Source organism: Flavobacterium sp. H122 (assembly GCF_004959765.1).
Taxonomy (GTDB): Bacteria; Bacteroidota; Bacteroidia; order Flavobacteriales; family Flavobacteriaceae; genus Flavobacterium.
On the sequence record NZ_SJZD01000001.1, the window covers coordinates 204470 to 219824 of the forward strand.

Annotated in this window: 10 protein-coding genes and 3 tRNA genes; 6 read left to right on the forward strand and 7 right to left on the reverse strand. The window is 33.9% G+C overall.

The genetic code is table 11. The annotated features are described in order from the left end of the window. The first annotated feature begins 463 nt into the window (after positions 1–463). On the forward strand, positions 464–1741 hold the full coding sequence (locus EZM65_RS01045; protein ID WP_136666666.1) for a hypothetical protein: 1278 nt from the start codon (positions 464–466) through the stop codon (positions 1739–1741). Positions 1742–2132: 391 nt separating this feature from the next. On the opposite strand, the gene EZM65_RS01050 is transcribed toward EZM65_RS01045, so the two are convergent. The 3 genes from EZM65_RS01050 to EZM65_RS01060 form a co-directional block, all read right to left on the reverse strand. Continuing rightward, positions 2133–2206, reverse strand: a tRNA-Arg gene (locus EZM65_RS01050). A 75-nt stretch (positions 2207–2281) separates the two neighbouring features. Next, positions 2282–2356 (reverse strand) — tRNA-Pro (locus tag EZM65_RS01055). Positions 2357–2368: 12 nt separating this feature from the next. Then, positions 2369–2452 (reverse strand) — tRNA-Ser (locus EZM65_RS01060). 295 nt (positions 2453–2747) lie between these two features. Here EZM65_RS01060 and EZM65_RS01065 point away from each other — a divergent pair. Both EZM65_RS01065 and EZM65_RS01070 read left to right on the forward strand, forming a co-directional pair. Next, positions 2748–3926, forward strand: coding sequence for an acetyl-CoA C-acyltransferase (locus EZM65_RS01065; protein WP_169051621.1), 1179 nt, complete (start codon positions 2748–2750; stop codon positions 3924–3926). Positions 3927–4009: 83 nt separating this feature from the next. Beyond that, a complete protein-coding gene (locus EZM65_RS01070; protein ID WP_136666668.1) occupies positions 4010–4771 on the forward strand; it encodes a C40 family peptidase in 762 nt (253 codons plus the stop codon). Between the two features lie 43 nt (positions 4772–4814). Here the strand turns inward: EZM65_RS01070 and EZM65_RS01075 are convergent, their stop codons facing one another. The 3 genes from EZM65_RS01075 to EZM65_RS01085 are packed head-to-tail and all read right to left on the reverse strand — an operon-like array spanning position 4815 to position 8318. After that, positions 4815–5705, reverse strand: a complete 891-nt coding sequence (locus EZM65_RS01075) for a Ppx/GppA phosphatase family protein (protein WP_136666669.1) — start codon at positions 5703–5705, stop codon at positions 4815–4817. A gap of 11 nt (positions 5706–5716) precedes the next feature. Next, a complete protein-coding gene (gene ppk1, locus EZM65_RS01080; protein WP_136666670.1) occupies positions 5717–7831 on the reverse strand; it encodes a polyphosphate kinase 1 in 2115 nt (704 codons plus the stop codon). 1 nt (position 7832) lies between these two features. Next, a complete protein-coding gene (locus EZM65_RS01085; protein ID WP_136666671.1) occupies positions 7833–8318 on the reverse strand; it encodes a histidine phosphatase family protein in 486 nt (161 codons plus the stop codon). Between the two features lie 344 nt (positions 8319–8662). Here EZM65_RS01085 and EZM65_RS01090 point away from each other — a divergent pair, with 344 nt between their 5' ends. From EZM65_RS01090 to EZM65_RS01100, 3 genes are read left to right on the forward strand one after another with little or no spacing between them, the layout of a single operon-like run. Beyond that, a complete protein-coding gene (locus EZM65_RS01090; protein ID WP_136666672.1) occupies positions 8663–11134 on the forward strand; it encodes a gliding motility-associated C-terminal domain-containing protein in 2472 nt (823 codons plus the stop codon). 6 nt (positions 11135–11140) lie between these two features. Beyond that, on the forward strand, positions 11141–12058 hold the full coding sequence (locus EZM65_RS01095) for a type IX secretion system membrane protein PorP/SprF (RefSeq protein ID WP_136666673.1): 918 nt from the start codon (positions 11141–11143) through the stop codon (positions 12056–12058). A 16-nt stretch (positions 12059–12074) separates the two neighbouring features. Further along, entirely contained in the window at positions 12075–14000 is a 1926-nt protein-coding gene (locus EZM65_RS01100) for an OmpA family protein (RefSeq protein ID WP_136666674.1), read from the forward strand. A 72-nt stretch (positions 14001–14072) separates the two neighbouring features. Here the strand turns inward: EZM65_RS01100 and EZM65_RS01105 are convergent, their stop codons facing one another. Beyond that, positions 14073–15350: a hypothetical protein gene (locus EZM65_RS01105; protein WP_136666675.1), complete on the reverse strand. Its 1278-nt coding sequence runs from the start codon at positions 15348–15350 to the stop codon at positions 14073–14075. Positions 15351–15355 lie beyond the last annotated feature (5 nt).

Sequence of the window (15355 nt, forward strand, 5' to 3'; positions counted from 1 at the left end):
GAGCTATAAACATTATAAAATGCTTTTAGGATTATTCTATTTATACGTATGAATACATACAATTAAAAGTCAAAAAAATAATGTAAAAAAAGTTGGCAGAAACAATTTCAGAAGTGTATAAAAAAGAAAAACCCTTGATTTATCAAGGGTTTTGTGATCCAATCAGGATTATAAGCACTGCTGATTAACAATTAGTTATATTAAAAAAGTGGCAGTTTCGTGCCAATTTTTTTTTGTTAGATTATATTCATTCCATCATTTCAATTAAAAATATGGTTTGATGACAAGTTTAGCAAAAAAAACTAACTCTAACAATATGCTAATACACATTGAAAAAGCTACAGAATCTTAAAAACAATAAACACAATATTACATAGCGCAATAAAAACTAAGTAAAAAAGTAATCTACTTCTGACATTATTAAATTTGTATATTTGAGTATACATTTAAAACATTTAAACAAATGGATGAAAAACTACTTGAAATTTGCAATGCTTTAGACAGCCTATCAAATAAAATTATAAGTTCTTTTAGAAAAGATAGCGTAGTGTCAGATGGCATAGGAAATTGGCTAGCTCCACATTTAACAAAACAAGATTTAGCTCATATTCCTGGTAATTTAAGTGATAGAATAAAAAGTGCAAATATAGAAGCGCTACCTGAAGAACTACTTTTAAGACTTACAAATATCCCTGAAAGAATAGAAAGATTAAACAATCAAGTTATTCCTAACTTATTTTCAACTCATTCTAAAGATTGTACGGGGACTTTTTTAACAACAATGACGTGGGTTGAATCAATGTTGACACCAATATTTAGTTGGGAATATTTAGAAGAAAGAGGAGCCGTTCCTCCAAAGCTAAAAAAAAAGCTAAAAACATTACAAACAGAATTAGAGTCATTGGATATTGATAAACAAGATATTTCAAAAAGTCTAAAGATGATTCAAGAAGCTACTAGTGCTATAGAAAATTTAACCGAAGATTTAACGGTAATTAAAAACGCTAAAAAAAATATAGAAAAAAACAAAGATGAATCTGCTTTATTGTTTGAAAAGATTAATGAACTTCACAAGGTTTCAGATAAAGATTACAAGAGCATCAAAGAAATGAATGATGAAGCAAAAAAAATTATTGATCGCTGTGAAGATGCTTATAGAATTACAAATACTCAAGGTTTAGCTTCTGCATTTCAATCACGTGCCACTTCACTTACAACATCAATGTGGCAGTGGGTTTTTTTACTTTTTTTAGCCTTAGCAATTGGAGGTTCAATTGGTTCAGTTCGATTTGAAACATTAACACAGCTTTTAAAAACAACCAACATAAACACTAGTTATGTTATAATGGAGTTTGTATTATCAATTCTAAGTATCGGAGCACCAATCTGGTTCGCTTGGATAGCCACCAAACAAATCGGACAGAGATTTAAATTAGCTGAAGATTACGGTTTTAAAGCTTCAGTAGCTAAGGCATACGAAGGCTATAAAAAAGAAGCCCAGCGACTTGATCAACATTTAGAATTAAGGCTATTTACTTCTGCTGTAACAAGACTTGAAGAAGCTCCTTTAAGATTGATGGATGATAAAACACACGGTAGTCCTTGGCAAGAGCTTTTTGAATCAGAACAATTTAAAAATGCAATTGATAATGTGCCAGGATTTAAAGATAAGCTTTTAGAAATATTAGATAGAAAGATTCCTAATTTTAGCAAAAATGGAAGTTCAACAACTGAAGTGTAAAATATCTAAATTGTTTATAAGAAAAATTTAAAAAAAATAACGGCTCAATTGGAGCCGTTTCTTTTAAGAATTGTATTTTGTTAGTTTCATTGTCACATATTTTTTATCGTGTCAATTTCTAGAGGATTTTACACATATTGAAAAAAAATTTTAGTTAAGTCAAGAAGTTTTTAACAAACCTACCTTTACCAATCATTAATAAACACCGTTCTTTGAAATTCTGATCTATGGAAAAAATAAAGTGGCAAAATGGTGTCAGAAAAGTGGCGAAAAAGTCAATAAATTAGTTTTATTATTTTCAAAATATTGATAATCAATAAGTTATATAACAGGTTCGAATCCATAAAAAAATCCGTAAATTATTGAAAATCAATACTTTACGGATTATATGTGATCCAATCAGGATTCGAACCTGAGACCTACTGCTTAGAAGGCAGTTGCTCTATCCAGCTGAGCTATTGGACCTCATTTTAGTAAACTAAAACAATTTATTTTCTTGTCGGGGTGGTCTCGTTTTTAAACGAGACGACCTCCGTAAAGTCGGGGTGGCAGGATTCGAACCTGCGACCTCCTGGTCCCAAACCAGGCGCGATGACCGGGCTACGCTACACCCCGAGGACAAAAAAGCGGAGAGACAGGGACTCGAACCCTGGCGACAGTTACCCGTCGACAGATTAGCAATCTGCTCCGTTACCACTCCGGCACCTCTCCAATTGTTGCAAAGAACTTGACCTTTTTTGCGGTTGCAAATCTAAGGCAAGAAAGTGTTTTTACCAAGTTTTTTCATGCTTTTTTTACAATATTTTTCACTTATTTTTTAAACTAACTTAAAATCAATACTATAGAAATAAACTTTTTTGATTTTTTTCAAATTAAAAAGACAATATTCATGCTTTTTTCCATTATTTACATCCCATTACCTATGAACAATCTAACTTTGACAAGTTATATTCTTCAAATTGGTTTTAAATTATTAAATTCGCACAAAATAATTTGAAAACAAAGAATAATGAAAAAAGTAGTTATAGTATCGGCTGCACGTACTCCAATAGGAAGTTTCATGGGTGCATTATCAAGTGTTACTGCTCCTCAATTGGGTGCTGTTGCTATTAAAGGTGCTTTAAGTAAAATAAATTTAGATCCGGCATTAGTAAGTGAAGTATATATGGGCAATGTTGTTCAGGCAGGTGTAGGTCAGGCACCCGCTAGACAAGCTGCTTTATTTGCTGGTTTGTCTAACGAAGTTGCCTGCACAACCGTAAATAAAGTTTGTGCTTCAGGTATGAAAGCTGTTATGATGGGTGCTCAGGCAATTATGTGTGGAGATGCAGAAATTGTTGTAGCGGGTGGTATGGAAAATATGTCATTAATTCCTCACTATGTTCATATGCGTAATGGAGTTAAATTTGGCCCGACTTCTTTATTAGATGGAATGCAAAAAGATGGTCTGACTGACGCATATGACAATAATGCAATGGGAGTATGTGCTGACTTATGTGCTGCTGAATATAATATTTCAAGAGAAGAGCAAGATAATTTTGCTATCCAATCCTATCAACGTTCTGCTACTGCTTGGGATGCTGGTAAATTTGACAACGAAATTGTACCAGTTACCATTCCACAAAGAAAGGGTGATCCAATTGTAGTTTCAAAAGATGAAGAATTCACTAATGTTAAGCTTGATAAAATTCCTTCTCTAAATCCTGTTTTCACTAAAGAAGGAACTGTGACTGCCGCAAATGCCTCTACAATTAATGATGGTGCAGCAGCTTTAGTTTTAATGAGCGAAGAAAAAGCAAATGAACTTGGTTTAAAACCATTAGCATACATTAAAGGCTATGCTGATGCTGCTCAGGAACCAAAATGGTTCACTACAGCTCCTGCAAAAGCATTACCGAAAGCATTGGATAAAGCTGGACTTTCATTATCAGAAATTGATTTCTTTGAATTCAACGAAGCTTTCTCAGTTGTTGGTTTAGCTAATGCAAAAATTTTAGGATTAGATAACAACAAAATTAACGTTAATGGTGGTGCCGTATCGTTAGGACACCCTCTAGGATGTTCTGGAGCGAGAATAATCGTGACATTAATCAATGTACTTGAGCAAAATAATGCCAAGTTAGGAGCTGCAGCTATTTGTAATGGTGGTGGCGGTGCATCAGCAATTGTTATTGAAAAAGCATAAATAATTATAAGTTGTGAGTTATGAGTTATAAGTTTCGTTCTTATGACTCATAATTTATAACTCCTAACTCATAATTAAATTAAATGTTTGGTATTTGTAATCTAGCCAATATTCCTTTACGATTTGAACCCAGCGACCGAAGTGAACTTGTTTCCCAAGTTTTGTTTGGTGAGCATTTTCAAATTTTAGAACAAGACCAAAAATGGTCAAAAATAAAGTTGGCTTATGATGACTACGAAGGTTGGATTGATAACAAACAATACAAATCCATAACTGAAGAACAATTCTTGCTTTTATCAAAAGACAATATTGTTTTGAATGCCGATTTGATTGAATACATCACTTCATCTGAGAATTTACTTATGCCTATACCTTTGGGTGCTTCATTAAGTTTTTTGAATTATCCTGAAATAAATTCGGAAAACTTTAATTTCGAAGGTTTAAAAGTAAGTGGTGTAAAGCCAAAATCAAATATTATCAATACAGCATACATGTATCTGCATGCTCCCTATTTGTGGGGTGGCAAAACACCTTTTGGTATTGATTGTTCCGGTTTTACACAAATGGTCTATAAATTAAATGGCTATAAATTGTTAAGAGATGCTTCTCAGCAAGCTTCACAAGGGGATGCTTTGAGTTTTATTGAAGAAAGTGAACCCGGCGATTTAGCTTTTTTTGACAATGAAGAAGGAAACATTATCCATGTTGGAATCATCATGGAAAACAACTACATCATTCACGCGAGTGGAAAAGTTAGAATTGACAGATTGGATCATTTAGGAATATATAATTCCGAACAAAACAGACATACCCACAAACTAAGAGTAATAAAAAAGATAATTTGATATAAAATATGAGCCCTGAAATTCAGGGCTCTTATTTATTTAACTATATTTTTCCGTTATACATGGCTTTTACAATTCCGTCTGAAAGTCCGATTTTCGGAACATAAATTTTATTGGCACCGCTCCATTTCATAGCATTCAAATAAATGCGTAAGGCATGAATAATTACATCGGCACGGTCAGTATTTAGGGCTAATTCGGCAATACGCTGTTCATAAGTCAACGAATTCAAATATTGATACTGTGTATTCAGATAAATATATGAAAGTGGTTTGTCCTGCATTTTCCCGGACAACTTGAATATCTTATTAATATTTCCGCCGGAACCTATCAAAGTAATATCTTCATAAGGTTCAGTCACCGATTTAATCCATTTTTCTATTTCCTGCCAAACCACATCATTTACCATATTGTTCAACAAACGAACCGTTCCGTTTTTAAACGATTTGGAAGCCACCATTTTTCCTTCACTAAACAAAGAGAATTCGGTGCTTCCTCCACCTACATCCACATATAGATAGGTTTGCTCGGTTTTTATAAATGAATGCAAATCAGAGGCAGCAATAATAGCCGCTTCTTTTTTACCATCTATAATATCAATTTTTATATCGGCTTTTTTCTTTACAATATCTACAACCTCTTTTGCATTATAGGCTTCACGCATTGCTGATGTTGCACAGGCTTTATATTGCTCAACTTTATAAACTCCCATTAAAAGTTTATAAGCTTTCATGGCATCAACCATACGATGGATATTTTCCTCAGTAATTTCACCTACCGTGAAAGCATCCTGGCCCAATCGGATTGGCACACGAAACAAGGCACTTTTATTAAACTGTGGTTCTTTACCTTCCTGTTCTACAATATTCATTATCAGTAAGCGTACGGCATTTGACCCTATATCGATAGCAGCATATTTTTTAATACTAATCATCAGCAAACATTTTAAATCTTTTCGGTTACAACTTCTATCTTATCTCTATAATATAAATATGTTTCCTGTTGAGCTCTAAAAACAGGATTATTTTCTCTAAGACGATATTTATTGTCTAATTTTTCTGAATGAAAACGAACTTTTACATTTCCTTTCCAGCCAATATCAAAAGTTTCAATCAGCTCTTTCTTAATGATATCATCATAAATCGGACACGAAACTTCCACGCGTGCATCCAGATTACGGGTCATAAAATCGGCTGAAGAGATAAACACCTCAGGATTATCGTCATTACAAAATATATACACACGTGAATGTTCCAAATAGGCATCAACGATTGAAACCGCTTCAATATTTTCACTCATTCCCTGTACTCCGGGTATTAAGGAACAAATCCCCCTGATAATCAATTGGATTTTCACACCTGCATTACTGGCTTCGTATAGTTTATCAATCATTTTATTATCCGATAAACTATTCATTTTTAGTTTTATATAAGCAGGTTTTCCTGTAAGAGCATTTGAGATTTCTCTATCTATAAATTTTGTAAATTTTGAACGCGTATAATGCGGAGAAACTATTAAATGTTTATAGCGGTGCACACGGTAATTGATTTGAAAGAACTCAAAAACTTTAACCATATCTTTCAAAATCTGTTGGTGTGCCGTGAACAAAGTTACATCAGTATATACTCTGGCACTGGACTCATTAAAATTACCTGTAGAAATAATTCCGTAACGTTTTAATTTACTATGCTCATCGATACGCTCAATATAGCATATTTTACTGTGTACCTTTAATCCCTTTACACCAAAGATGAGTTCAATACCTTCTGTTTGCATCATCTCGGCATAGGAAATATTACTGGCCTCGTCAAAACGTGCCTGTAACTCAATTTGTACGGTTACCTTTTTACCGTTTTTTGCGGCATTGATTAACGAACTTACAATTTGAGAATTTTTGGATAATCTATATAAAGTGATTTTAATTGTGGTTACATAAGGATCCAGAGCGGCTTCACGTAAAAACTTTATAATGTATGAAAACGACTGATAAGGTGCATTAACCAAATAATCTTTTTTCTCAATACTTTTCAGTATACTTCCCTCATAACTTAATCCGTCAACACGAAGCGGGACATTAGCTTTATACAATAAATCAAATCTTCCCAAATTAGGAAAATCCATGTAATCACGACGATTATGGTAACGTCCGCCGGGAATCAGACTTTCCTTTGAGGCAATTGCCATTCTTTTTAAAAAAAACTTCAGTGTATCTTTTTCGATGGTCTGATCATAAACAAACCGAACCGGCTCACCTATTCTTCTGTCTTTAACTCCGGATGAAATCTTTTCAAGAAAACTTTTATTCAAATCAGAATCTAATTCTAATTCGGCATCACGGGTAATTTTAATCATGTGGGCAGAAATACTTTCGTATTCAAAAATGTTAAAAATATGATGAAGATTATAACGGATAACATCATCAAGCATAATGATATACTGCTTTTCATTACTTGACGGAAGAACAACAAAGCGGTTGATTGTTTTAGGGATTTCAATCATTGCGTAGCGCACATTTTTTTTGAACTTCATTTTTTCCAGTAATGAAGCGTCTTCTTTAGGCTTCATAACCATTTTTATGGCTAAATAACCCGAAGTGTCTTTAAGCAACGGAAACTCGTCCAAATCATTCAAGATAATGGTAACGAGCTCAGGACTTACTTTTTGATTAAAAAATTCACGTAAGAAGTTTTGCTGTTCTTTATTGGTTTCAGTTTCATTGATAATATATATCCCTTCTTTTTCAAGCTCTTTTTCAATGATACTTAAAATACGTAAACTTTCAGATTGCTGGTCAATAACCGTTTCTGTTATGTCTTTTAATAGTTGCTGTGAGGAAATACCTCCCAGAATATCTTCACCACTTAATCCGTTCATGTTCAAACGACGGATGGCAGCATATCTGACACGGAAAAATTCATCTAAATTATTTGAAAAAATTCCAAGAAAACGAAGACGGTCCAGCAAAGGAACTTTTTCATCTGCTGCTTCCTGTAAAACTCTGAAATTAAAGGCTAACCAACTTTTCTCTCGGTCTATATAGCGGTTTTTTGTCAACGGCATATTAATCTAACTCTTTTGGAAATATTTTTTTTATAATCTTTCCTTTGTTAATGTTTTCCCAATTATCAGTTTCAAATTGTAAGAACACAAGTCCGGCTGTTGGCACATTAAAAATGTATTCATCCCCAAATTTATTGACAAAATTTGTAATAGCCTCATTATGTCCAAAAAGAATTAGTTTATTAACAAAATTATCACATTTCTTAATCTCATTTTCCAGTTGACTCTCATTAAAAGTATATAAATTATCTATAAAGTTTATGGAATCCGGCTTTAAATGAGCATTTTCAACAAAAAGCAATACTGTTTCCTTTGCTCTTTTTGCTGTACTGCTCCAAATCGTAAAATCCTCATTTACAAAATTTTGTGCTGTTTTACCTACTTTTTTTATAGCTTTTATACCTGTTTCTGTTAATGGCCTTTGCTTATCTTCCAATGAAAATTCCCAACTGGATTTTGCGTGTCTAACTAAAATTAGTGATTTCATGATTCCTTAAATTTGATTAATTAAGACCTGATTATTTGGTTACCAAATGTTAACGTTTACAAAAAAATTGTTAATTCACAGATGATAAATGCAACTTTATCGAAAATATTGCTAAAAAAAATTACGTTAAATTTTTATATAATACATTTACAATGTTAAAAGTAAGAAAAGCTTTTAATAAATTTTCCAACATATAAAGTAAATTCAAAATACCACACCAGAATTTACGACTCGTTTTAACCCAAAAATCAATCAGTTTATTGGTTAGCAAACAATTATTGTTATAACTATCTCAGTTATAACCGAGTCATTATCGCTATTTTTTAATCAAAAATGCTAAGCTTATGAAAAATTATACTCATTTGCTATTATCAGGATTTGGTGTAAAACAACTGTTTTTTAGTTTTGTTTTAATACTTCTCAATTGCTCAATTTATGCACAAAGTGCTTATGAATGCAACACTTGTACTTCAAGTGATATAAGCATTAAAAAAATTGAATTAGTTTCCTCAACACTTGATGGAAACGGAGGATATTTACCCCTGCCCACATCATGTTTGAGTGGTACTCCTGTTGATGGATATTTAAAAGTAACTCTCGATCAAAATGCCGCTACCAGATATGGAACCCATGTCGAATTTGACATTTATGTAGATAATGTTTTCCAGCAGCATATTTCTTATGAGAGTTGTGCCACTACAAGTAATGGAGAATTTTATATTTACATGCCCAATACTCCAAATTCTATCCAATGGAATTGCGGTGAAGTTCTTTCTTTAAAAAACATAATTATCGGCTGGGGAAATTCAGCCGGTACAAACGTTTGTAATGAAGGGGATTGCGAACTGGGACCTCATTGTTTTAAATATGATTTAAGTACTAATTTTGTTGTTATCACTCCTATCCGACCTGATTTTACATCAATTGGTACATGTCCCCCAAACAATTTGGCGCAAACCTATACATTTACCTCCAACACTACAGGAGGTGTATTACCTTATACTTTGATTAAATGGGACATAACAAAAGATGGTGTCCCTATATCCAATGTAAGTCTACCTGATTCCCCATTTTTTGGTTCACCCTTAACAATTGATTTTTCTAATTATGGTGGTGCTGGATCTTATGCTGTATCGTTAACAATAACTGACAGTAATTCACCTGCAACGACTGTAACAACAAATAAAACAATTAATGTTTCTTCCTGTTGTGTACCTTCAGCAGTATGTAAATTAAATGATGTAACAAGTCAAAGCTGTTCAATTCCTGTGGCATTTTCCAATCCAAATGATGTGTTTACAATAAATGCATGTGGAAAAAATGTTACAATGACAAGTATTGATTCTGGTGATACTTCTGTATGTGGTGATGGTGATGGCGCAGATTTTACAAGAACCTATACTATATTTTTTGATAATGTCCAAGTTGCAACATGTGCGCAACATATCATTATAAATGACACTACTCCTCCTACTATTGATATCCAAGCTTCCAACCAGACTGTGGAATGTGACGGTAACGGTAATACTGCCGAGCTTCAGGCATGGCTGGATTCCCACGGAGGCGCTTCGGCTTCAGACAACTGTTCCGGTGCGGTAACTGACTGGTCTCACTCTGCTCCTGTATTCTCGGACGGATGCGGCGCAACTGGGTCGGCTAGCGTGACTTTCACAGCTAAAGATGCCTGCGGCAACATTTCTGAAACTTCGGCTACTTTCACTATTGCTGATACTATTGACCCTGTAATTGACGTTCAGGCTAACAATAAAACCGTGGAATGTGACGGTAACGGTAATACTGCCGAGCTTCAGGCATGGCTGGATTCCCACGGAGGCGCTTCGGCTTCAGACAACTGTTCCGGTGCGGTAACTGACTGGTCTCACTCTGCTCCTGTATTCTCGGACGGATGCGGCGCAACTGGGTCGGCTAGCGTGACTTTCACAGCTAAAGATGCCTGCGGCAACATTTCTGAAACTTCGGCTACTTTCACTATTGTAGATACAACACCGCCAACCCTCGTTCAAGATTTTCAAACTGAAATTTCTGTTTCTTGTTCAAATATTCCAAATGATTCGCCTCAATTTCAGGATGGATGTTCAGAAGTTACTGTTGTTCCATCTCAATCAAACAATACTCCAATTAATGTAACTGATTATGGATACACGTTAAATCAACAATGGATAGCAACTGATGATTGCAAGAATGAAAAAATAATAAATAGAACAATAAACGTAACTATTGAAGCTTTTTCCAATGTTCAAAAAAGCGTTTGTATAAGTAACGGACCAGTTGATTTGTTCAATTATTTGGATCCAAACATTGAGAAAAGCGGTACTTGGAAAGATGTTAATAATGTTGGCGGACTAACTGGCAGCATCTTCAACCCGAATGGTTTTACTCCTGGATTCTTTGCTGTATTTAAGTATACTATCACTGATTTACCATGTCCTAGAGTAATTGAAGTACATATAAATTTACATGATGACTGTGGAGAAGTTTTACCTTGTGACTTCAGAGTACTGAAATTTTCAAAAGTAGTTACTCCCGGCAGTGATGGTATAAATGATTATTTTGAAATTGTTGGATCTGAAACAGCATGTTTTGATTACAGAATCAAAATTTTCAATCGCTGGGGTGCAATGGTATATGAAAACAATAATTACCAAAATAACTGGAGTGGTGATGCAACAAAAGCTATTTCATCAAGTAACTTACCATCAGGCACTTACTACTATATAGTAGATATTATAGCCAGATCAAATGGAGAGCATGAAGACACCAAAAACGGTTATTTTTATTTAGGAACCAAAAACTAACACCATATGAAACGTATTATAATAACCTTTGTTATAGGTGTAGTAAATATCTGTGCCTTTGCACAGCAAACACCACAATTTACCCAATATATGTATAATACCATAGCAGTTAATCCTGGATATGCAGGGAGCCGTGAAGCATTAACTATTGTTGGACTGCACAGAAGCCAATGGGTTGGAATGGATGGAGGTCCGGTTACACAAACCTTATCAATCCACTCCCCTCTTAGAAACGAACGAATTGGTGTAGGTTTCTCATTCATCAATGATAAACTGGGTGATGAACATAATACCTATGTCTACGCTGATTTTTCATATACGGTAAATTTAGGGATAGAAACCAAACTGGCTTTCGGGATAAAAGGAGGTTTCAGCAATTATTCAATTGACGAAGCTCTGTTTAATAATCCTGATGTGTACAATGATCCTTATTTTCAGGACAAACTGAATCGATGGACACCAAATTTAGGTGCTGGTATTTATTTACATCAGCCAAAATGGTACTTAGGTTTTTCATCTCCCAGATTAATAGAAAATGATTACAATAAAGATGGTTTCTACAGAGCCTTGGAGCAATCACATTTTTATGGCATCGCGGGTTACGTTTTTGATATTAATAACAGCGGAAGTGTCAAAATGCGGCCGACAGCCTTAGTAAAAATGACTAAAGGAGCACCTTTATCTGTAGATGGTACATTATCCTTTTTATTTAATGAAAAACTTTGGCTGGGTGCATCCTATAGAGTAGACGATTCCGTAGGAGCACTAGCCGATTTTCAAATATCAAAACAGTTGAGAATAGGTTACGCATATGACTATCCGATTTCGGACATTAAACCTTACAACTCAGGAACTCATGAAGTATTTCTAATATTTGACTTCAAATTTGACCAGTCAAAATATAAATCACCACGTTATTTCTAATCTAAATGACTGAATTATGAAAAAAGCAATACACATCCTTACAGCTATACTCATTTTTGGGTTTGTTCCTTCAGTTTCAGCTCAATTTAGCAAACAAAAAAAAGCAGACGCTTTATACAACAGTTTCTCCTATGTAAAAGCTATTGAAGTATACAAAGAAATTTTAGCCAACAACTATAATGTTGAATACACAAAAAGAAGACTGGGTGACAGCTATTCAATGCTGCGCGATCCGCAAAACGCGTCAGTTTACTATGCCGAAGCAGTTAAACAACCTAATATTGATCCTGAATATTATCTAAAATATGCCTTGGCTTTACGAGCGCTGAAAAAATATGATGAATCTGAAGTTTGGCTTAATAAATACAAAGAAACCGGAGTTACAGATTCAAGAACTCAAAGAATCATTGAAGACAAAAATTTCCTAACCAATATTTATGGTCTGAAACAACAGTATTTTTCAAAATCAGTTCCATTTAACTCTGAATTAAGTGATTTTGGTGCAATTGAAAAAAATGGAAATATAATATTTGCATCGAGTCGCGATAAGGGAGTCGGGATTAAAAGAACATACGCATGGAACCAACAGCCTTTTTTGGATTTATATGACGTAAAAAGAAATGGTGATAAATTCGAAGATATTGAAAAAGTTGATGGTGATGTTAACACAAGATTTCATGAAGGACAAGTATCGCTCTCTAAAGATGGGAAGACTATGTACTTTACCCGGAATAACTTTTTTGACGGAAAAAAACAAAAAGATGACACCGGTACAAACAATCTCAAAATTTACAAAGCTACACTGGATAACAATGACAAATGGTCAAATATAAAAGAATTGCCATTTAACAGCAACAATTATTCCGTAGGACATCCAAGCCTTACAGCAGATGGAAAAACTCTTTATTTCTCTTCAGATATGCCAGGAGGAAAAGGGAAAGCCGATATTTATAAAGTCTCTGTTGACGGTGATTCATATGGCACACCTGTAAATCTTGGTGATAGAATTAATACCGAAGGAAATGAATTATTCCCATTTGTGCATAGTGACGGAAATTTATTCTTTTCTTCTGACGGACTGCAGGGTTTAGGCCAATTGGATATTTTTACTACTGTACTTGATGATGAAGGAAACATACAAGAGATAATCAATCTTGGTGTACCTGTAAATTCACCAATGGACGATTTTTCATTTTTCTTAAGTGATTCCGGAGAAACTGGTTTTATATCTTCCAATAGAGAAGGCGGAAAAGGAGATGATGATATTTATGGATTTGATAGAATTCCGCCTTTTTCAATTAAAGGTGTAGTAACAGATGTAATTAACAAACAGCCGGTTAAAGATGCAAAAATTGTAATCAAAGATAAAGACGGTAATGTAATAGCCGATTTATTGACAGATGAAAAAGGAAAATACAGTATTGCCGCTGATAGAGAAACAACATATACTGTGGAAGTGTCACATCCAAAATATCAACCTGAACCTTCTAAAATGGCAGATACAAGAAATTCGAAAGGGAAAGCGTTTGTTCAGGTTGATTTTGAGTTAGATCCTGTTCAGGATATAGATATTCTGGCCGAAATCAATATTGAAAACATCTATTTTGATTTCGACAAACACAATATTAGGAATGATGCTGGTGTTGAATTAGAAAAAATAGCTGATTTATTACTGAGAACATACCCTCAAATGGAAATTGAAATAGGTTCGCATACTGACAGCCGCGGTAGTTTTAAATACAACGAAGCACTTGGTATAAGAAGAGCGAATTCTACTTACAATTATTTGGTTTCCAGAGGTGTGGATCCAAAACGAATTAAAAAGCACGAAGGATTTGGAGAGTATAATTTAGTCAATGATTGTAAAGATGGTATTGACTGTTCTGAAGAAGCGCATCAGTTAAACCGACGCTCAGTTTTCTCAGTTATCAAAATGAAATAAAAAATGTAATTTCAAAAAAAAAAAGGGGTCTTATGATAAAGACCCCATTTCAATTTAATAAATCATTAAAGATTAATTTTTTGCTTTTAAAGCTTTATATTTTTCAGTCATATCAAGAGCATTGTACATATTTAGAAGTGTAGACTTAATATCTTTATCCGTTCCAAATAATTCATACGCTTTTTCTAAATGAGGAATCGCAGATTTATACAAATTCTCTCTTTTAACTTTTAAAGCATCATATTTTTTCATATCAGCTGCTGAAGTACCTAATTTATTCATCGCATCAACAATTTCTTTTTCACCGTCAAGTTTTAAAACTGCTAAATTTAAGTAAGCATTTTTGTATTTTGGATCAATTTGAATAGCTTTTAAATAATATCCTTCAGCGTCAATTTTAGCCTGTTTGTCTTTAGACTGTCCTGATACAACACCTAAATTGTAGAATAAATCCGCATTATTAGGATCTTTTGCCAATACTTCAGAAACTAATTTCTTATACATTTCGTAATCATTAGTTTTTAAATACAAGTCAGCTTCAGACATTATCAATGAAGTATCATCAGGATTTGCTTTTCTAGCATCAGCTACCGCTTTTTTAGCAGCAGGCACATCTCCTTTTTCAATTAAAATCAAAGAAATGTTTTTAGCAATCTCTCCACGTTTTGAAGGGATCTGTTCCACTCTTGGTGCTTCATGAGTTCCTAATTTAATCGAAAAATCTCTGTCTTTTGCAGTTGCAAAAGTTTCTTCCTGTCCGTTTGATTTATTTTTTGCCAAATAATTTACACCTTTACCTGAATAATTCAACTCCTTTAATTGTTTGTAATATCCTAAGGCAGTATCATAATCTTTATCATTTACTGCTGTTGAAGCTGCATAATACAACATAATTGTATCTTTTTTATCAAGACCGTACACTTCGTATAATTTTTGTGCACTCTCTTTGAATTTTTTAGCATTACTGTCAGCAACAGCACTGTTTGTCAATAGTCTTTTTACCTCAATCAGGTTTGTTTGTGCCTGTGAAGTAAATTTAGACTTACCTGATTTTTTTTCAACATCAATCAACTGATTGTATGCTTTTGCAGCTCCCAGTAAGTTTTTACTTTCTTCCTGGTTCTTTTTAGCCAATTCTAAATTTGCATTTCCTAAAACAAAATAATATTGTGCTTTTATTGCATCTTCTGCATTAGCGATCATACTTTCCGCTTTTTCAAGCGATGCTTTCGCTTCAGCAGCATTTCCTGATTTCAAAGCTTTTTCTGCTGCTTTAACTTCATCTTTTTGAGCAAAAACTGCAACAGATAACAATAAAGAAGTTGCAATTGCTAAATTTTTAATTTTCATTTCTC